Annotated in this window: 16 protein-coding genes and 1 riboswitch; of the genes, 5 read left to right on the top strand and 11 right to left on the bottom strand. The window is 73.3% G+C overall.

The features are described 5' to 3' along the window. Positions 1 to 67 precede the first annotated feature (67 nt). Positions 68 to 1219: a serpin family protein gene (locus ASC82_RS00585; RefSeq protein ID WP_056639849.1), complete on the top strand. Its 1152-nt coding sequence runs from the start codon at positions 68 to 70 to the stop codon at positions 1217 to 1219. 20 nt (positions 1220 to 1239) lie between these two features. Here the strand turns inward: ASC82_RS00585 and ASC82_RS00580 are convergent, their stop codons facing one another. The 3 genes from ASC82_RS00580 to ASC82_RS00570 form a co-directional block, all read right to left on the bottom strand. After that, positions 1240 to 1908, bottom strand: coding sequence for an O-methyltransferase (locus ASC82_RS00580; protein WP_056639846.1), 669 nt, complete (start codon positions 1906 to 1908; stop codon positions 1240 to 1242). Then, positions 1905 to 2999 (bottom strand): DUF2330 domain-containing protein, encoded by a 1095-nt coding sequence (locus ASC82_RS00575; RefSeq protein WP_056639842.1) that lies wholly within the window; start codon positions 2997 to 2999, stop codon positions 1905 to 1907. Before ASC82_RS00575 ends, ASC82_RS00580 begins: the two co-directional genes overlap by 4 nt. Positions 3000 to 3090: 91 nt before the next feature. Beyond that, a complete protein-coding gene (locus tag ASC82_RS00570) occupies positions 3091 to 4335 on the bottom strand; it encodes a cytochrome P450 (RefSeq protein ID WP_056639837.1) in 1245 nt (414 codons plus the stop codon). 241 nt (positions 4336 to 4576) lie between these two features. Here ASC82_RS00570 and ASC82_RS00565 point away from each other — a divergent pair, with 241 nt between their 5' ends. After that, entirely contained in the window at positions 4577 to 5746 is a 1170-nt protein-coding gene (locus ASC82_RS00565) for a steroid 3-ketoacyl-CoA thiolase (RefSeq protein ID WP_056639836.1), read from the top strand. A gap of 100 nt (positions 5747 to 5846) precedes the next feature. Here the strand turns inward: ASC82_RS00565 and ASC82_RS00560 are convergent, their stop codons facing one another. The 8 genes from ASC82_RS00560 to ASC82_RS00525 form a co-directional block, all read right to left on the bottom strand. Then, positions 5847 to 6986: a nitronate monooxygenase gene (locus ASC82_RS00560; RefSeq protein ID WP_079038958.1), complete on the bottom strand. Its 1140-nt coding sequence runs from the start codon at positions 6984 to 6986 to the stop codon at positions 5847 to 5849. A gap of 168 nt (positions 6987 to 7154) precedes the next feature. After that, positions 7155 to 7556: a transglycosylase SLT domain-containing protein gene (locus ASC82_RS00555; protein WP_056639835.1), complete on the bottom strand. Its 402-nt coding sequence runs from the start codon at positions 7554 to 7556 to the stop codon at positions 7155 to 7157. A 286-nt stretch (positions 7557 to 7842) separates the two neighbouring features. Further along, positions 7843 to 8715, bottom strand: coding sequence for an ECF transporter S component (locus ASC82_RS00550; protein WP_056639832.1), 873 nt, complete (start codon positions 8713 to 8715; stop codon positions 7843 to 7845). After that, entirely contained in the window at positions 8712 to 10499 is a 1788-nt protein-coding gene (locus ASC82_RS00545) for an ABC transporter ATP-binding protein (protein ID WP_056639829.1), read from the bottom strand. Before ASC82_RS00545 ends, ASC82_RS00550 begins: the two co-directional genes overlap by 4 nt. Continuing rightward, the gene (locus ASC82_RS00540) at positions 10496 to 11680 is read right to left on the bottom strand and encodes an energy-coupling factor transporter transmembrane component T (protein ID WP_056639826.1); all 1185 of its coding nucleotides are present in this window, start codon (positions 11678 to 11680) and stop codon (positions 10496 to 10498) included. The genes ASC82_RS00545 and ASC82_RS00540 overlap by 4 nt, the downstream gene beginning before the upstream one ends. Further along, positions 11677 to 12333, bottom strand: a complete 657-nt coding sequence (locus ASC82_RS00535; RefSeq protein ID WP_056641356.1) for an SCO2322 family protein — start codon at positions 12331 to 12333, stop codon at positions 11677 to 11679. Before ASC82_RS00535 ends, ASC82_RS00540 begins: the two co-directional genes overlap by 4 nt. 29 nt (positions 12334 to 12362) lie before the next feature. Next, positions 12363 to 13619, bottom strand: a complete 1257-nt coding sequence (locus ASC82_RS00530) for a prenyltransferase/squalene oxidase repeat-containing protein (protein WP_056639823.1) — start codon at positions 13617 to 13619, stop codon at positions 12363 to 12365. 95 nt (positions 13620 to 13714) lie between these two features. Further along, a riboswitch (cobalamin riboswitch) is annotated at positions 13715 to 13789 on the bottom strand. A 165-nt stretch (positions 13790 to 13954) separates the two neighbouring features. Then, entirely contained in the window at positions 13955 to 14992 is a 1038-nt protein-coding gene (locus ASC82_RS00525; RefSeq protein WP_056639819.1) for an MBL fold metallo-hydrolase, read from the bottom strand. Positions 14993 to 15147: 155 nt separating this feature from the next. Between ASC82_RS00525 and ASC82_RS00520 the strand changes: the two genes are divergently transcribed. The 3 genes from ASC82_RS00520 to ASC82_RS00510 all read left to right on the top strand — a co-directional run bounded on the left by ASC82_RS00520 (position 15148) and on the right by ASC82_RS00510 (position 17715). Continuing rightward, positions 15148 to 16656 (top strand): aldehyde dehydrogenase, encoded by a 1509-nt coding sequence (locus ASC82_RS00520; RefSeq protein WP_056639816.1) that lies wholly within the window; start codon positions 15148 to 15150, stop codon positions 16654 to 16656. After that, complete coding sequence (locus ASC82_RS00515; protein ID WP_056639813.1) at positions 16656 to 16889, top strand: ferredoxin; 234 nt, start codon at positions 16656 to 16658, stop codon at positions 16887 to 16889. The genes ASC82_RS00520 and ASC82_RS00515 overlap by 1 nt, the downstream gene beginning before the upstream one ends. 301 nt (positions 16890 to 17190) lie before the next feature. Continuing rightward, on the top strand, positions 17191 to 17715 hold the full coding sequence (locus ASC82_RS00510) for a hypothetical protein (RefSeq protein WP_056639810.1): 525 nt from the start codon (positions 17191 to 17193) through the stop codon (positions 17713 to 17715). The last annotated feature ends 61 nt before the right edge of the window (positions 17716 to 17776 follow it).

The raw sequence follows: 17776 nt of genomic DNA, 5'->3' as shown, positions 1-17776 counted from the left end.
GTGAGGCCCGGCCCCGGAGCGGTCATGATGCTGGGGAAGGCACGGGACGGGAGAACGGGGGCGGGTCATGGCGGGGTTCGAGGCTGCGGCTGGTGCGGACGCGGTGCGGGAGCTGGCGGGGCGGTGGCTGCCGCAGCTCGGGAGCAGGGACTTCGTGGTGTCGCCGGTCGGGTTGTGGCTGGCGCTCGGGGCCGTCGCCTCCGGGGCGCGGGGGCGGACCGGGGAGGAGCTGGCGGGGCTGCTCGGGGTCGACGGGGAGGCGGCGGCGCGGGCCGTGACCGAGGCCGGGCGGTGGCTCGGCGCGACGGACGGGGTCGCGGTGGCGACCGGGGTGTGGAGCACGATGCCGCTGCTCGACGGCTTCCGCCGCGGGCTGCCCGGGGTCCGGTTCGGGGTCCTGCCCGAAGCGGGCTACTTCGCCCTGCCCGACGAGGTCTTCGGGGCGACGGACGACATCTCCTTCGGGGAGATCCCCGACGCCCAGAAGGAGATCGACGACTGGGTGCGGGGCGCCACCGGCGGGCGGATTCCGGGGCTGCCGCTCACGCTCGACGGGTCCGAGGACCTCGTCCTCGTCAACGCCCTCGCCCTGAAGGCCTCCTGGCTGACCGCCTTCCCCGCGCACCTCACCCGCGACGAGCCCTTCACCGACGGCGGCGGCGTCACCCGGCCCGTACCGACCATGCGGCAGCGGATCCCCGCCGGATGGGCCTGGTACGCGGACGGGGCCGTCGTCGTCGAGCTGCCGTGCGCGGGGAGCGGCGCCCGGGTGCGGTTCGTGCTGGGGGCCGAGGGCGCCGGGCCGCGTGACGTGCTGCCCGCCGCCTGGGCGCCGTGCGGGGAGCGGACGCCGCTCGCCGCCGACTCGGTCGATCTCGCCCTGCCGCGCTTCACGCTGCGCACGAAGACCGACGTCCGGCGGCATCTCGACGCCCTCGGCGTCCGCCTCGCCCTGGGGCCCGAGGCCGACCTCTCCGGGATCTCCGCCACCGCCATGTACATCGACAAGGTCGTCCAGGAGGCCGTCGTCGAGGTCGCCGAGGAGGGGGTCGAGGCCGCGGCCGTCACCCAGGTCACGATGACCCGGAGCGCGGCCGCGCCCCGCCCCGCCGTGGTGGAGCGGATCGCCTTCGACCGGCCCTTCGGCGTCGTCGTCCTCGACGGGGAGGAGGACGGGGAGGTGCCTCTGTTCGTGGGGTGGCGCCAGGGCACTTCCTAGGGCCGCCCAGGCCCTCGCCCCTAGCCCACCACGCGGGCCAGCAGCAGGCCGTCGTGGCCCTTCACGCCGACCGTCTGGAGCGCGGTTGCGTCCAGCCGGGGTTCGCGGGCGACCAGTTCGAACATCTCGCGGGTGCCCGTGATCGCCGGGTCGTCCGGGTGTGCGGTGGCGACCTTCCCGCCGCGCACCACGTTGTCGACGATGATCACCGTGCCCGGTCGGGAGAGCTTCAGCGCCCATTCCACGTACCGCGGGTTGTTGACCTTGTCCGCGTCGATGAAGACGAGGTCGAAGGGGCCCGCGCCCTCCTCCTCCAGCAGCGGCAGGCTGTCGAGCGCCGCGCCCGTCCGGACCTCGACGAGCTTGTCGAGGCCGGCGCGGGCGATGTTGCCGCGGGCGACGTCCGCGTGGGCGGGGTCGTACTCCAGGGTGATCAGCCGGCCGTCGGCGGGCAGGGCGCGCGCCAGCCAGATCGTGCTGTAGCCGCCGAGGGTGCCGATCTCCAGGATGTTCCGGGCGCCCTGCATCGCGGCGAGCAGGTGCAGCAGCTTGCCCTGGTTCGGGGCGACCGCGATCTCGGGCAGGCCGGCCGCCGTGGACGCGGCGAGCGCGCCGGTCAGCGCCTCGTCCGCGGGGGCGAGCAGCTCGGTGACGTATCGGTCGACTTCGTTCCACTGAGGGTTCGTCATGCGGGCGAACGTACACCTGGGGTGGGGTCGGACCGGCGCCTTGACGCTCGTACGGCGAGGAGCGTCGCCGCCGTCGCGAGCAGCGCGCCGCCGCCGACGGTCGCGAGCCACACGGGGATCCCGTCGCCGAACGTCAACAGGCGGTCGGTGTAGACGACTTCGCGGTACGGGGTGTCCGCGACCGTGCGGAGGTGGTGGTCGTCGTCGATGCGGTCGGGCTGCGGGAACCTCTGCTCCAGGGCGGTGAGGTACGTCGGTCCGGAGCCCGCGAGGCCGGCCACCGCGCCCTCGGGGGCGTCGACCCGGCCCGCGAAGGTGACCTCGGGGCTGTCGCCTCCGATGGGGGAGCGCGGCTCCATCCGGTGGTCGGCGAGGATGTGGAGGCCGAGGGTCTGGGCGTTCTTCGCGAGCCGCGACAGCCGCATGGGGTAGACGAGTTCGGGCGAGGCGAAGGCGATCCGCAGCGGGGTGAGCTCGCCGTGGAGCACCGCGTCCTTCTCCTCGGGCGCGAGGCGGACCGCGACGTACTCCCACTTCCGGTCCACGTACGGCCGCAGCGCGCCGGTGAGCCGTTCGGGCAGTTCGAAGCCGTTGGCGCGCAGCCAGTCGCCGAGGGCGTCGGGGTCGGTGGCGGTCAGCCGGGCCACGTCGAAGGGGCCGAGACGCTCGCGGCCGACGACCCCGACGCCGGCGCCCGCGCCGGGCGGGGCGGCGGCGCCCGCGCCGTCCCCGTACGTGTCGGAGAACGGCCAGTCGCCGCCGCGCGGCCAGAAGTGGAAGCGGTCGCGCTGCTCGGGCTCCGTGAGCCGGTCGAGGGCGTCGAAGAGCGCCGGGTCGCCGAGGGACACGTCGGCCCGGGCGGGCACCGGCATGATCCAGGCGGCCCGCCGGGCGTTCCCGTGGACGCGGAAGCGCATCACGACGGTCTCGGTGTCACCGTCCCAGTGGACGGCGGACTCCTCCCGGTCGACGCCGATGCGTTCGGCCGTGTCCGGGATCATGGCGCCGCAGCCGCAGGCGTACGCCGGTGCGACGAGCTGGCCGAGTTGGAGCGCGAGCAGCGCGATGACGATGGCGACGACTCTGCTCATGGCGAGTCGGCTGGTCAGGCTTGTTCCGTGGGTCCCCCGCATGTGGGGTCGGACGTCGCCTGCGCCGTTCCGGTTCCGTCGGTCGTACGGCTCACGCCGTGCGGACCCTGAGCTCCTTCACGCCGTTCAGCCAGGCCGCCCGCAGCCTGCGGGGTTCGCCCACGAGCGTCAGGTCGGGCAGGACGTCCGCGATCGCGTTGAAGATCAGGTCGATCTCCTTGATGGCGAGCGACTTGCCGAGGCAGAAGTGCGGTCCGCCGCCGCCGAAGCCGAGGTGCGGGTTCGGGTCGCGGGTGATGTCGAAGCGCTCGGGGTCGGTGAAGACCTCGGGGTCGTTGTTGGCGGAGGAGTAGAAGATGCCGACGCGGTCGCCCGCGCGGATCTTCTGCCCGCCGATCTCGGTGTCCTGGGTCGCGGTCCGCTGGAAGGAGACCACCGGGGTCGCCCAGCGCACGATCTCCTCGGCGGTGGTCGCCGGCCGTTCCCGCTTGAAGAGCTCCCACTGGTCGGGGTGGGTGAGGAAGGCGTGCATGCCGTGGCTGATGGCGTTGCGCGTGGTCTCGTTGCCGGCGACGGCGAGGAGGAGGACGAAGAGGCCGAACTCGTCGGAGGAGAGGTTGCCCTGGCCCTCGGCGGCGACGAGCTGGCTGACGATGTCGGCGGCCGGGCACTCCTTGCGGGCCGCGGCCATGGTCATCGCGTAGCCGATGAGTTCCATGGCGGCCTCGGCGCCGACCTCTTCGGTGATGGCGTACTCGGGATCGTCGTACGCGATCATCTTGTTCGACCAGTCGAAGATCCGGGAGCGGTCCTCCTGGGGGACGCCGATGAGCTCGGCGATCGCCTGGAGGGGCAGTTCGACGGCGACCTGGGTGACGAAGTCGAAGCTGCCGTCGGGTCCGGCGCTCCGCCGGGCCTCCTCGGCGATGGCGCGGGCACGGTCGCGCAGCGCCGTCTCCAGGTTCCGGATCGCCCGGGGGGTGAAGCCGCGCTGGACGATCTGGCGGACCCGGGTGTGCTCGGGCGGGTCCATGTTGAGCATGATCAGCTTCTGGACGTCGATCTGCTCCTGGGCGATGCTCTCGTTGAAGCGGATCACGGCGGTGTTGAGGTTCGAGGAGAACAACTCCGGGTGCGTGGAGACGTACTTGACGTCCGCGTGACGCGTGACGGCCCAGTACCCCTCGTCCTGGAAGCCCGTGATGCCGGCCGGCTGGGAGCACCACCAGACGGGTGCGGTCTGCCGCAGTTGGGCGAACTCCGGGAAGGGTATGCGCGTACTGAGGAGGTCGGGGTCGGTGGCGTCGAACCCTTCGGGGAGATGAGGGCAGGGCATCGGCAACACGCTCCATTATCCGATGATTATCTGATGGCCCATCAGAAACTGCCGGGAAAGCTAGTAACGACTTCGCCAAGTAGCAAGAGGTGGAGCGAGAACTGTTGCGCCCCGGACCCTTGCGTACCCGGGGTAGCAGTCATAAGACTGCACTCAGAACTAGAACGCGTACTAGTTCCCCCGGGATGCCGACCGGGCGAGGTGCCGGGACACCCCGACCGGTCGAGGAGAGGACGAGCTCATGGCCGCGGAACCCGTCATCGTCGAAGCCGTACGCACCCCCATCGGCAAGCGCGGAGGCGCGCTCGCCAACCTCCATCCCGCCTACCTCCTGGGCGAGACCTACCGTGAACTCCTCGGCCGCACCGGCATCCACGCCGACTGCGTCGAACAGATCGTCGGCGGTACGGTCACCCACGCCGGCGAGCAGTCCATGAACCCGGCGCGCACCGCCTGGCTCACCATGGGGCTGCCCTACGAGACCGCCGCCACGACCGTGGACTGTCAGTGCGGCTCCTCGCAGCAGGCCAGCCACATGGTCGCCAACATGGTCGCGGCCGGCGCCATCGACATCGGGATCAGCTGCGGCGTCGAGGCCATGTCCCGCGTCCCGCTCGGCTCCGGCTCCAAGCACGGCCCCGGCAAGCCGTTCCCCGACGAGTGGAACGTCGACCTGCCCAACCAGTTCGAGGCCGCCGAGCGCATCGCCCGCCGCCGCGGCCTCACCCGCGAGCGCGTCGACTCCCTCGGCCTCCTCTCCCAGGAGCGGGCCGCCGTCGCCTGGGCCGAGGAGCGGTACAAGCGCGAGACCTTCGCCGTCCAGGTCCCCACCACCGAGGCCGAACAGGCCGCGGGGCAGGGCATGTGGCGGCTCGTCGACCGGGACGAGGGCCTGCGCGACACCAGCATGGAAGGCCTGGCCCGGCTCAAGCCCGTCATGCCGACCGCCGTCCACACCGCCGGGAACTCCTCCCAGATCTCCGACGGCGCCTCCGCGATCATGTGGGCCTCCAAGCGGATGGCCCGCGCCCTCAAGCTGAAGCCCCGCGCCCGGATCGTCGCCCAGGCTCTCGTCGGCGCCGACCCGCACTTCCATCTCGACGGGCCGATCGACGCGACCCGCGCCGTCCTCGGCAAGGCCGGCATGTCGCTCAAGGACATCGACCTCGTCGAGATCAACGAAGCCTTCGCCTCGGTGGTGTTGAGCTGGGCGCAGGTCTTCGACCAGGACCTGGAGAAGGTCAACGTCAACGGCGGCGCCATCGCCATCGGCCACCCCGTCGGCGCCACCGGCGCGCGGCTCATCACCACCGCCCTGCACGAACTGGAGCGCACGGACAAGGAGTTCGCGCTCATCACGATGTGCGCGGGCGGGGCGCTGGCGACCGGGACGATCATCCAGCGGCTCTGATCGCGGAGTTACGTCTCCGGTGTGACGTCCCTGGTGTGGACTCCTTGGTGTGACGTCCTTGGTGTGACGCCTCCGATGTGGGGAGCGGCTCCGTGTGCCGTCAGGCCGGGAGCCGCTTCCCCGCGTCCGTGACCAGGTCGGCGAGGTACGCCGCCGCCGACGGGGTTTCCTGCGCCAGGGCCGCCGCCTGCCCGGCCCACAGGTTCACGTACGCCGGCCGGTCCTGCTCGGCGGCGGCCCGGCGGATCGGCTGCATCAGGGCGTTCTGCACCGGGTACGGCGGCACGTGCTCCTCGTGCGCCGCCATGTCCCGGACGAAGGCGTTCGGGATGCCCCGGGCCGTGCGCCCGGAGAAGAGCCGGGTGAGCACCGTCGTCCTGGCCTCCGGGGTGCCGAGGGCCCGCCGGTGGGGCTCGCTCGCCCCCGATTCGCGGGCGGCGAGGAAGCCCGTGCCGATCTGTACGGCGTCCGCGCCCAGGGTCAGCGCGGCGGCGATCCCGCGCCCGTCGGCGATCCCGCCCGCCGCGACGACGGGGACGGTCACCGCGTCCGCCACCTGCGGGACGAGGGAGAAGGTGCCGACCAGGGATTCCCGTACGGGCCGCAGGAAGGCGCCCCGGTGCCCGCCCGCGTCGCTGCCGGAGGCGACGACCGCGTCCGCCCCCGCCCGCTCCAGGGCCACGGCCTCGTCCACGGTCGTCGCCGTGCCCACCACGACGATCCCGCGCCGCCGGGCCTCGGTGACGAGGCGGCGCGGCGGCAGGCCCATGACCAGGCTGATCACCGGCGGGGCCGCCGCGAGCAGGGCGTCCAGCTGCTCGTCGAAGTCCGGCCACGCCCGTACGTCCCCGGCGCTCGGCGGCCGTACGTCCAGCTCCTCGTAGTACGGCCGGAGGCGTTCGGCGTGCGCCGCCAGCCGATCGGGGTCGGCGGAGGCGAGGGCCTCGGCCTCGCCTTCCTGGGGGACCCAGAGGTTCACAGCGAACGGGCGGTCGGTGGCCGCACGGAGCCGGGCCACGAGAGCGGTGATCTCGTCGGGGGTGTGGATGTGCGCCCCGTACGAGCCGAGGCCGCCGCCCTCGGAGACCGCCGCCGCGAGTGCGACGGAGGACAGGCCGCCACCGAAGGGGCCCTGGACGACGGGGAGCGCGATCCCGACGAGCTTGCCGAACCGGCCGGGGAGGAGGGGGGTGGGGCCGAGAGGGGTGGGGTCGAGGGGGGTGGGTGCGGTGGTGGACATGGGCAGCCTCCGGCGTCGCGGCGGGATCCTGGATCCGCCGACACCGGAGACAGTAAGCGAAGCTAGACGACCGGTCTACTAAATCCTTCGCGCGGAAAACGCCGCAGGCCCCGCCCCTCCGAGAGGAGGGCGGGGCCTTGCGGGTGCGCAGTGCGGCGGCAGGGACTCTTAGTACCAGCCGTTGGCCTGCCAGAACGCCCAAGCGGCGTTCGGGGAGCCGTAGCGCTCGTTCATGTAGTTCAGGCCCCACTTGATCTGCGTGGCCGGGTTGGTCTTCCAGTCGGAACCGGCCGAGGACATCTTCGAGGCCGGGAGGGCCTGGACGAGGCCGTAGGCGCCGCTGGACGAGTTGGTGGCGGCGGGGTTCCAGCCGGACTCGTGCGAGACGATCTTGCTGAAGGCCGCGTACTGCGAGGCGGGGACGATGTCGCGAGCGAGCTCCTGCGGGCTGGCGGCCGAAGCCGAGCCGGTCGTGCCGAGCACCGCACCCGACGCACCCAGCAGCACGGCTGCGGTGGCGGCGATCTTCTTGTTGCGGGCGGTGGCACGAGTGGTGAGCGAGCGGAACAACGTATCTACCTAACGTCGGGAACAAGGGTCGCGCCGGGCGATTTCGGCAAGCCGGAACCAGAGCCCGGGAGACCCGGGAACTGGGGGGAACCGGCCGTCCGAGGCGCTGTGGTGAGCACCGGCTGCCTGGCGACGTCCACTACGAAACCAGGGCCGGAGCCCCGACGCAACGACCCCCTGTACGAGGAAGGTTCGGACCCGAGCGGAAGGTCCCGGGGGGTGGGTGTGGGGGATTTCCGCAGGTCATGCCCTGCTGTGGGGCATTTTGGACGGGTACGTCTGGCTACTATTTCGGCTCGTACGTGACGTAGGTCCTGTGGGGCGGCTCACCCGGAGAGGCCTTTTCCGGGCCTTCGAATGTGACCTGGGCCTCGAAGTTCGCCCGTCGTGTGGCACGGCGAAGCGCCTTCAGAAGCGTGGATCCGATGGTGAGGGTGAGGACGACGGTGAGGGCGGCGCGGCCGAGGTCCCAGCCGAGGGAGGTCGCGACCACGTAGGCGAGGAAACGGACCAGGTTCTCGTGGAGCGGGGCGCCCGGGACGAAGGAGATCCCGCTGCTCAGGCCCTGGAGCAGGACCCAGCCCTGAAGGTTCATGACCGTTCCGTACGCGAACGCCGCCACGAAGCCGTACGCCGAGAGCATCAGCAGCTCACCCCGGCCCCGGAGCCCCCGCGGGGCCGGCAGCAGCCCGGCGCCCATCGTGAACCAGCCCATCGCGAGCATCTGGAACGGCATCCACGGGCCCACCCCGCCCGTGAGCAGCGCCGACGCGAACATCGTCACCGAGCCGAGGACGAAACCGAAGCCCGGCCCGAGGACCCGGCCGCTCAGCACCATCAGGAAGAACATCGGCTCCAGGCCCGCCGTCCCCGCCCCGAGCGGGCGGAGCGCCGCCCCCACGGCGGCGAGCACCCCCAGCATCGCGACCGCCTTCGCGTCCATCCCGCAGTCCGCGATCGTCGCGATCACGACCGCGACGAGGAGCGGCAGGAGGGCCGCGAAGAGCCAGGGCGCGTCACCGGCGTGCGAGGTGACCGCCGAGCCGGCGCCCGCGAAGAGCGGCCAGCAGAACGCGGCGACCCCGATGAAGGAGACCAGGGCGAGCGCGGTGATCGAGCGCGGGCCGAGCCGGACCGGGCGGCCGCTCACTTGTTTCACAGCGCCGCCTCCACCTGTTCGACCGTGAGCCAGTGCTGCGGCGCCAGGATCTTCGCGACCTGCGGGGAGAAGGCGGGGGAGGAGACGACGACCTCGGCCGTCGGGCCGTCCGCGACCACCTCGCCGTCCGCGATGATCACCACCCGGTGCGCCAGCTCCGCCGCGAGCTCCACGTCGTGCGTGGCCAGCACGATCGCGTGACCCTCCGCCGCGAGCGCCCGCAGATGCGTGACCAGCCGGGCCTTCGCCGCGTAGTCCAGACCGCGCGTCGGCTCGTCGAGCAGGAGGAGCGGCGGGCGGCCCGTCAGGACCACGGCCAGCGCGAGCGCGAGCCGCTGCCCCTCGGAGAGGTCCCGGGGGTGGGTGTCGTCCGCGACCCCCGGGAGGAGCTCGGAGACCAGGGCCCGGCAGGTCCCCGGCGCCGCGCCCGCGTCCGCGTCGGCCGCCGCGCACTCGGCGGCGACGGTGTCCGCGTACAGCAGGTCCCTCGGCTCCTGCGGGACGAGGCCGACCTGGCGGATCAGCTCGCGGGGGGTGGTCGTGTGGGGGGTGCGGCCGGCGACGCGGACCGTGCCGGAGGTGGGCGGGATCATGCCGACGAGGGTGGAGAGGAAGGTGGACTTGCCCGCGCCGTTGCGGCCCATGAGGGCGACGGTCTCGCCGGGCACGACCTGGAGGTCGATGCGGCGGAGGGCTTCGACCCGGCCGCGTCGCACGCCGAGGCCTTCGGCGAGGACGAGGGGGGAGGCGGGGGCGGGGTCGGTCGGGTGGGTGCGGCGCCGTCGGAAGAGGGAGATTCCCCCACCGCGCGCCTTCCCGAAACCGGGGGCGCTGCCCCCGGACCCCCGCGCCTCAAACGCCGGCGGGGCTGAAATGGAGGTGCCGAGATCCAGCCCGTCCGGCGTTTGAGGACCGGGGTCCGAGGCGGAGCCCCGGTTTCGGGAAGGGGCGGGATGGGGGAGAAGCCCCGCAGGGTCCCGCCCCTCCAGCCGCCCCTTCAGCTCGTCCGCCCTCCGCCGCGCATCCCGCACCGTCAGCGGCAGCGGGTCCCAGCCCGCCAGGCGGCCGAGGGCGACCACGGGCGGGTGGACCGGGGAGACCGCCATGATCTCGGCCGGCGGGCCCATGACGCCGTCGGGCAGGAGGATGACCTGGTCCGCGTACTGGACGACCCGCTCCAGGCGGTGCTCCGCCAGGAGAACCGTCGTGCCCAGGTCGTGGACCAGGCGCTGGAGCACCGCGAGGACGTCCTCCGCCGCCGACGGGTCCAGCGCGGAGGTCGGCTCGTCGAGGACGAGGACCTTGGGGTGCGGGGTCAGGACCGAGCCGATCGCGACGCGCTGGCGCTGGCCGCCGGAGAGCGTGGCGATGGGGCGGTCGCGGAGTTCCGCCAGGCCCAGGAGGTCGAGGGTCTCCTCGACCCGGCGCCGCATGACGGCCGGTGCAAGGCCCAGCGACTCCATCCCGTACGCGAGCTCGTCCTCGACCGTGTCCGTGACGAAGTGCGCCGACGGGTCCTGGCCGACCGTGCCCACCACGTCCGCCAGCTCGCGCGGCGGATGCGTGCGGGTGTCCCGGCCGTCGACGGTCACGCGGCCGGTGAGGGTGCCGCCCGTGAAGTGCGGGACGAGGCCGGAGACCGCGCCGAGGAGGGTCGACTTGCCGACGCCGGAGGGGCCGACGAGCAGGACGAGCTCGCCCTCGGGCACGGTGAGGTTCACGTCCCGCAGGGTGGGCTCGGCACCTTCCTCGTACCTCACCGAGACGTTCTCGAAGCGGATCACGAACTCTCCTTGGGAACGGACTCCTGCGGTACGGGCTCCTGACGTACGGGCTCCTGGCGTACGGACTCCTGCGGTACGGGCGCCACGAACGCCGGGACCAGGCCCACCAGGATCGAGACGGCCGGCCAGAGCGGCAGCTCCGGCGCCTCCAGGGGGACGATCCCGGGATGCAGCGCCTCCGGTGCGTACGCGTTCGCCCAGATCATCAGGACCGCGACCGCGATCCCGGAGCCCGCGACCAGCCAGGCCCGTACGCCCCAGTGGTCGGGCCGGTACCGGGTCCGAACGGTCCGCAGTCCGCCGAGCCGGAGCCCGGCCATGGCCGCGAGGAGCCCGGCGGCCAGCAGGGGCAGCCCGTAGCCGGCGCCCTCCGCGGCGAGCAGTCCGTACGAACCGGCGCAGACACCGAGCAGCCCGCCCAGGGTCAGCGCGTTCGTCGTACGGCGTACGGACGCGGGGACCTGAGCCGTCCGGCCGTAACCCCGCGCGTCCATCGAGGCCGCCACAGCGATCGACCGCTCAAGCGCTCCTTCGAGCACCGGCAGTCCGATCTGGAGCACCGCCCGGACCCCGCCCGTGGGGCGGCCCCGGAGGCGCCGGGCGGTCCGCAGCCGAACCACGTCGGCGACCATGTTCGGCGCGAAGGTCATCGCCACGACGACGGCGACCCCGGCCTCGTACAGCGCCCCCGGCAGCGACTTCAGCAGCCGCGCCGGGTTGGCCAGCGCGTTCGCCGCGCCCACGCAGATCAACAAGGTCGCCAGCTTCGCGCCGTCGTACAGGGCGAAGACCAGCTGCTCGGCGGTGACCCGGCCCCCGATCCGTACCCCTTGCGCCCACTCGGGCAGCGGCGCCTCGGGCAGCGTGAACAGGACGTGCGTCCCCGGGATCGGGGAGCCCAGCAGCAGCGAGAACACCACCCGCAGGAAGACGACGAACAGGCCGAGCTTCACGAACGCCCCGTACGAGCGCGCCCACGGCGCGTCCGTGCGGCGGGCCGCCACGACGTAACCGGCGACCCCGACGAGCAGGCCCAGCAGCAGCGGATTGGTGGTGCGCGAGGCGGCGACGGCGAGGCCGAGCGCCCACAGCCACCACGCTCCGGCGTGGAGCGCGTTCGACCTGTTCGCCACGGGGGCCGAGAACCTGCTGCTGTTCCTGCGGTTACGGGCGGGGCTCATCCGCGACGGCGGGCCTTCCAGATCGCGGCGCCGCCGAGCGCGAGCACGGCCGCCCCGCCGGCGAGCACGCCGAACGACGGGCCGCCGCCCTCCCCGTCGGAGGCGGAGGCGGGAGCGGCGGATGCGGACGACGGAGTCGGCTGATCGCCGCCCTCCGCGACCGGCTCGCCACAGCCCCGCGCCGGATAGCCCGCGATCCCGCACAGCATCGCCGCGCCGTCGTACCGCAGCGGCTTCGCCACCTCGGCCAGCGCCTCCGCGCCCGTCGCGTCCTCGCGGACCTGCGCGCAGCCCGTCTCGACCGGCTTCGCCGGCGGCTTCTCGCCGGGCGGGGTGTCCTTCGGGCCGCCGAAGTCGACGACGACGGCGATCCGCTTGCTGCCGTCCTTCTTCTCCACGCCCGCGCAGATCTTGGCGAAGTCTGGGGCGGCGGTGGGCTTGGACGTGTCGCTCGTGCCCTGGCTGAGCGCGAAACGGAAGCCGATCGCGTCGCCGTCGGCGGGGCGGGCGGTCGCCGGGCCCTGCGTGGCGTAGGTCCAGGACTTCCCGCCGTCGCTCTCCCAGAACGACCAGTAGCGGTACCCGGCGGCCTGCGCCGGGGCCGCCGCGACGGCGGTGAGCGTCAGGAACGCCCCGGCCGCGGCGCCCGCGATCCGGGCCGTGCGTCCGGCGAGGAGCGACCTCACTTCTTGCGGCCGCTCACGAGGAAGCCGATGCCGACGCCGACGACCATGCCGATGCCGATGATCCACCAGACGTCGAAGCCGGACTCCTCGTCGTCGCTGGTGGCCGCGGCGGAGGTGTCGGGGCTCTTGGGGGCCGGGCCCAGGGCGTTGAGCTGCTCGACCAGGTCGGCCGTGCCGAACTCGCGGGGGTCGGTCTCCGTCGCGCGGGCGGCCAGGATCAGCTGCGCGTAGGCGGCGGGGCCGCTCTGCTTCGCCCAGGTGGCGGAGTTCTTCTCCAGCCACTCCAGCGCCGGCTGCGCCTGCTGGGCGGCACCGGCCGCGGCGAGCGCGACGACCGCGTCGGCGGTGTTGCCGATGTCGGGCTTCTCCGTCGTGTCGGTGGAGCCGGGCATCGGCGGGGCGGTGAGGTGGCCGGTCTTCGCGAGGGCCTTCGTCAGGTAGGAAGCGCCGTTGAGCGCGGCCCGCTCGACGGTCGGCTTCGTCAGGTCCTGGCAGGTCGGGGCCTGCTCGGGGGAGGCCTTGGTGGAGACGACGCTCTTGCCGAGCCCGGCGAGGGTGGCCGCGGCGGTGGCGTCCGCGTTGGCGAGGAGCTTGCCGGTCTTGTCGGGCTGGTACGCGAAGGCGCCGGCGCCGGCCTTGTCGGAGCAGGGCACGGCGAAGGTGAGGAGCGCGTCGTAGGGGGTGCGGCCCTCGGCGGAGGTGAAGGAGCCGGGCCGGACGCCGGTCGCGGCGAGGGCGCCGATGATGACCGAGGTGGAGTTGGCGTCGCTGGGGCCGCCGCCGGGGACGTAGCCCCAGCCGCCGTCCTTGTTCTGCACGGACCGCAGCCAGCCGTGGCCGGCCTTGACGGCCTTGTCGACCTTCTCGGGGTCGGCGGCCTGGCGGCGGACGGCGCCGAGCGCCTGGACGGCGAGGGCGGTGGCGTTGGTGTCCCGCATCGTCTTCGCGTCGCAGGGCTTCGTCGCGTCCGCGCGGTAGGAGCTGAAGGAGCCGTCGGCGCACTGCTGGCCGAGGAGCCAGTCCACGGACCGGTCGGCGGGCTGGAAGCCGGTGCCGCGCTGGGCGAGGAAGGCGAGCGACTGGCGCCACACGCCGTCGTACGTCGGGTCGCCCGTGCCGTACAGGCCGCCGGTGGACATGCCGCCGGAGGTGGACGGGGAGGGTGTGTCGGCGGCGGCCGGAAGGGCCGCTCCGGTGCCGAGTACGACGGCGGCGGCGGCGAGCGCGGCGGCGGCGCGGCGGACGGTGTTCATGGGGCCCTCTCCTGCGGCCGGGCACCGGCACGCCTCAGGGGCACCAGGCTCCGGCTCCGTATTCCTCGACGGTGCCGGCGGTCACGTCCCGGACGGGGCATTCCGACTCGCCGCCCTTGGCGGGGCGGCTCACGGTTGCGGGTCAGTGCCGGATTCGCACCGGCTTTCCCCCGTTACGGGCATGATGACGACCCGCTCACTCTACCGGCCCGTACGCCCGCCACCCGGGGGGTGGGAGGCGCCTCACACCCTCGCCCCCGGGGGGCGGGCCTCACCACCTCGGTCCTGGGACGCCGGGCGCCTCGCACCGCCGCGCGCCGCCGGGCCCCCGCGCCTCACACCGCGACGTACGTGACGGGGTCCGTGTTCCCCACCGCCTCCGCGCGGCCCAGCTTCACCAGCCGGCGGACGTGGGCCTCGGCCTCGCTGACCGCGATGTTCCGGGAGCCGTGCGGGATCTCCGCCCACGGGCGGTTCCACTCCATGCGCTCGGCGAGCTGCCACGGCGTGAGCGGGGTGGTGAGCAGGCCGAGAAGTCCGGTGAGCCGTTCCTCGTGGTGGGTGAGGAGCTCGTCGACCCGGCCTGCGGCGTCGGCGAACGCGTACTGGTGGGCGGGGAGGACCTCGGCGACGCCGAGGCGGCCGATGCGTTCGAGGGAGTCGAGGTAGTCGCCGAGGGGGTCGGTCTCGTGGGCGTCGCCCGGGTGCTCGTACAGACCGATGTGCGGGGAGATCCCGGGCAGCAGGTGGTCGCCGGAGAAGAGCCGGCCGTGGCCCGGCAGCCCGGCGGGGTGCTCCTCCTCCAGGTGGAGGCAGACGTGGCCCGGGGTGTGGCCGGGCGTCCAGATGGCGCGCAGCCGCCGGCCGGCGAGGTCGAGGAGCTCGCCGGGGACGATCTCGCGGTCGGGGACGGCGGAGCGCAGCCCCGGCAGGGTCCGCAGGTGGCCGGCGGCCCGGGCGGCCCGCAGCGGCGCGACGTGGTCCTCGGGGGCGCCGACGGCGGTCAGCTTGTGGACCATGTAGTCGAGCCAGGTGCCGGGTTCGGCCTCGCGGGTGCGGCGGACGACGGCGGTGTCGGCGGCGTGCATCGCGATCCAGGCCCCGGACTCCTCGCGGACCCGGCCGGAGAGGCCGTGGTGGTCGGGGTGGTGGTGGGTGATGACGACCCCGTGGATCTCCTGGACGGAGAGACCCAACGCGTCGAGTCCGCCGGTGAGTTCGTGCCAGGAGTCCGGGTCGTCCCAGCCGGTGTCGACGAGGACGGGCCCGCGGTCGGTGTCGAGGACGTGGACGAGGGTGTGGCCGAGCGGATTGTCCGGGATGGGCACCCGCAGCGACCAGACGCCTCCGCCGTGCTCGGTCACCTGGGTCATGTGCCCTCATCTCTCCAAGACCTTGCGGAGCTTGGCTCGACCGTCGCCGGTTCGGTTGGCCGTTCCGGTGCCCGTTCCGTTGCCCATCATAACTAGAACTGGTATCAGTTCTGAGGCATCGTCAGAGAATTTCATCTCCTCGGGAGGCCGCGGTCATGACCGAGCTTGTGGAGCACGGAAAGCTGTTCATCGGCGGGGAGTGGACCGACCCTTCCCCAAGCTCTCGACTTCGCTCGAGCGGGGGAGGCCCCATGGGCGATGCGGTCATCGAGGTGATCTCGCCGCACACCGAGGAGGTCATCGGGCGCGTCCCGCACGCCTCCGCGGAAGATGTCGACCTGGCCGTCGCCGCCGCCCGCCGGGCCTTCGACGAGGGGCCCTGGCCGCGGATGACCGTGGAGGAGCGGATCGCGGTCGTCACCCGCATCAAGGACGCGATCGCCGTCCGGTACGAGGAGATCGCCCGCTCCATCAGCTCGCAGAACGGCTCCCCGTACTCCTGGTCCGTCCTCGCCCAGGCGCTCGGCGCGATGATGGTCTGGGACGCGGCGATCACCGTCGCGCGGGACTTCGCCTTCGAGGAGCGGCGCGGCGGCGTCCTCGGCCCGCTGCTCGTCCGGCGCGAGCCGGTGGGCGTGGTCGCGGCCGTCATCCCTTGGAACGTGCCGCAGTTCACCGCCGCCGCCAAGCTGGGGCCCGCGCTGCTCGCCGGCTGTTCGGTGGTCCTCAAGCCCTCGCCGGAGTCGCCCCTCGACTCGTACATCCTGGCCGAGATCGCCACCGAGGCCGGGCTGCCCGAGGGCGTGCTCAGCATCCTGCCCGCCGACCGCGAGGTCAGCGAGTACCTCGTCGGCCACCCCGGCGTCGACAAGGTCTCCTTCACCGGCTCGGTCGCGGCCGGCAAGCGCGTGATGGAGGTCGCCTCCCGCAACCTCACCCGCGTCACGCTCGAACTCGGCGGGAAGTCGGCCGCCGTGATCCTGCCCGACGCGGACCTGGACACCGCCGTCGCCGGGATCGTCCCTGCCGCCTGGATGAACAACGGTCAGGCGTGCGTGGCCCAGACCCGGATCCTCGCGCCGCGCTCCCGCTACGAGGAGTTCGCCGAGGCCTTCGCCGCGGCGGCCGGCGCCCTCGTCGTCGGCGACCCGCTCGACCCGGCCACCCAGGTCGGCCCGCTCGTCGCCCGGCGCCAGCAGCAGCGCTCCCTCGACTACATCGGCATCGGCCAGGCCGAGGGCGCCAAGATCCTCGCGGGCGGCGGCCGTCCGGCCTCCCTCGACCGCGGCTGGTACGTCGAGCCCACGCTCTTCGGCGGCGTCGACAACTCGATGCGGATCGCCCGCGAGGAGATCTTCGGCCCGGTCATCTGCCTCCTGCCGTACGGGGACGAGGCCGAGGCCCTCCGGATCGCGAACGACTCCGACTTCGGCCTCAGCGGCAGCGTCTGGACCGGGGACGTGGAGCACGGCATCGGCTTCGCCCGGGGCGTGCGCACGGGCACGTTCAACGTCAACACGTTCAGCCTGGACATGCTCGGGCCCTTCGGCGGCTACAAGAACTCCGGTCTGGGGCGGGAGTTCGGCCCCGAGGGCTTCGGCGAGTACCTGGAGCACAAGATGATCCACCTGCCCGGCGGCTACGAGTCCCCGGCGGGGGAGTGATGGGGGACCGCTGGCACGTCGAGGTCGACCGGAGCGTCTGCATCGGCTCCGGCATGTGCGTCAACCACGCCCCGGCCTCCTTCCGCCTCGACACGGCCCGCCAGTCCCACCCGGTGGAACCGGAGGTCGACGCGGGCGAGACGGTGCTCGCGGCGGCCGAGGGCTGCCCGGTGGAGGCCATCCTGATCGCCCTCGCGGACGGCGGGGAACCGGTGTTCCCGCCGGAGGAGTGACCGGCCCCGGCCCCGGCCCCCACTCCCTCGGCGCGGCGGCCGAGGGAGTGGGGGACGCGACATGCGGGGGACACGGTGGGCGCCGGCCGCCGCCGGGGCGGGCGCGGCGGCGGTGACGCCGCTCGGCACCGGGTCCGGGGGCGGCGACGCGGGTGCCGGGGCCTCGGTGCATCCAGCCGGACGGTAGTCGTTCCGCTGTCGATCAGCGCCTGGAAGTCGGCGCGTTGTCATTCCCTTGTGCAAAACTATGCGCCTGGTCACGGGGGCAAGGGGCCTTCGTGCGCACGTTTTTGGGAGTGCTGTGCGCAAGGCGAAGTGGGTGGCCGCGGCCGCCGGTGTGGTGCTGCTGGTCGCGGGTTGCGGCGGCGAGGGCGGTACGGACAAGGGCGGTTCCTCGTCGGCGGGTTCGGCCGCGACGGGCGGTTCGGGCGGCGGGGGCGGCGACCGGCTCGACGGGGCCGCTGTCACCAAGCAGCTGACCGACGCGGCGACGGGGGCCGGCTTCACGCAGGACCCCTCGGGCGAGCAGGTGCCGGCCGAGGTCAAGGACTGCATGGTCAGCTGGACGGCCGACGCCGAGAAGGCGGCCGACCCGGCGAAGTCCTACACGGACACCGTGGCGACCCTGGTGAAGGGCGGCTGGGCGGAGGAGCGGAGCTCCGGGCAGGGCGGCTCGGTCATCAAGTCCCTGAAGAACGGCAGCTGGCAGCTCCAGGCCAGCAACCACTCCCAGGGCCCGCTGAAGCTGGTCATGTTCGTCGCCGTCGACGGCGGCCCGACGTGCGCGGCGGCCATCGCCGAGGAGAACGCCAAGGCCAAGTCCTGACCTGGCCCCGCCCGTGCCCCGGAGAGCGAACCGCCGGGGCGTGGGCGGGACTTCTCGTTCC

Source organism: Streptomyces sp. Root431 (assembly GCF_001426585.1).
GTDB classification, from domain to species: domain Bacteria; phylum Actinomycetota; class Actinomycetes; order Streptomycetales; family Streptomycetaceae; genus Streptomyces; species Streptomyces stackebrandtii.
This window is presented reverse-complemented; position numbering and strand designations above follow the sequence as displayed.

Bases quoted from the DNA above. Each gene is read 5' to 3' on its own strand.
- ASC82_RS00580 (WP_056639846.1), bottom strand. From the start codon at position 1,908: ATGACGAACCCTCAGTGGAACGAAGTCGACCGATACGTCACCGAGCTG.
- ASC82_RS00540 (WP_056639826.1), bottom strand. From the start codon at position 11,680: ATGAGCCCCGCCCGTAACCGCAGGAACAGCAGCAGGTTCTCGGCCCCC.
- ASC82_RS00560 (WP_079038958.1), bottom strand. From the start codon at position 6,986: ATGTCCACCACCGCACCCACCCCCCTCGACCCCACCCCTCTCGGCCCC.
- ASC82_RS00525 (WP_056639819.1), bottom strand. From the start codon at position 14,992: ATGACCCAGGTGACCGAGCACGGCGGAGGCGTCTGGTCGCTGCGGGTG.
- ASC82_RS00515 (WP_056639813.1), top strand. From the start codon at position 16,656: ATGGGGGACCGCTGGCACGTCGAGGTCGACCGGAGCGTCTGCATCGGC.
- ASC82_RS00585 (WP_056639849.1), top strand. From the start codon at position 68: ATGGCGGGGTTCGAGGCTGCGGCTGGTGCGGACGCGGTGCGGGAGCTG.
- ASC82_RS00530 (WP_056639823.1), bottom strand. From the start codon at position 13,619: ATGAACACCGTCCGCCGCGCCGCCGCCGCGCTCGCCGCCGCCGCCGTC.
- ASC82_RS00565 (WP_056639836.1), top strand. From the start codon at position 4,577: ATGGCCGCGGAACCCGTCATCGTCGAAGCCGTACGCACCCCCATCGGC.
- ASC82_RS00575 (WP_056639842.1), bottom strand. From the start codon at position 2,999: ATGAGCAGAGTCGTCGCCATCGTCATCGCGCTGCTCGCGCTCCAACTC.
- ASC82_RS00520 (WP_056639816.1), top strand. From the start codon at position 15,148: ATGACCGAGCTTGTGGAGCACGGAAAGCTGTTCATCGGCGGGGAGTGG.
- ASC82_RS00570 (WP_056639837.1), bottom strand. From the start codon at position 4,335: ATGCCCTGCCCTCATCTCCCCGAAGGGTTCGACGCCACCGACCCCGAC.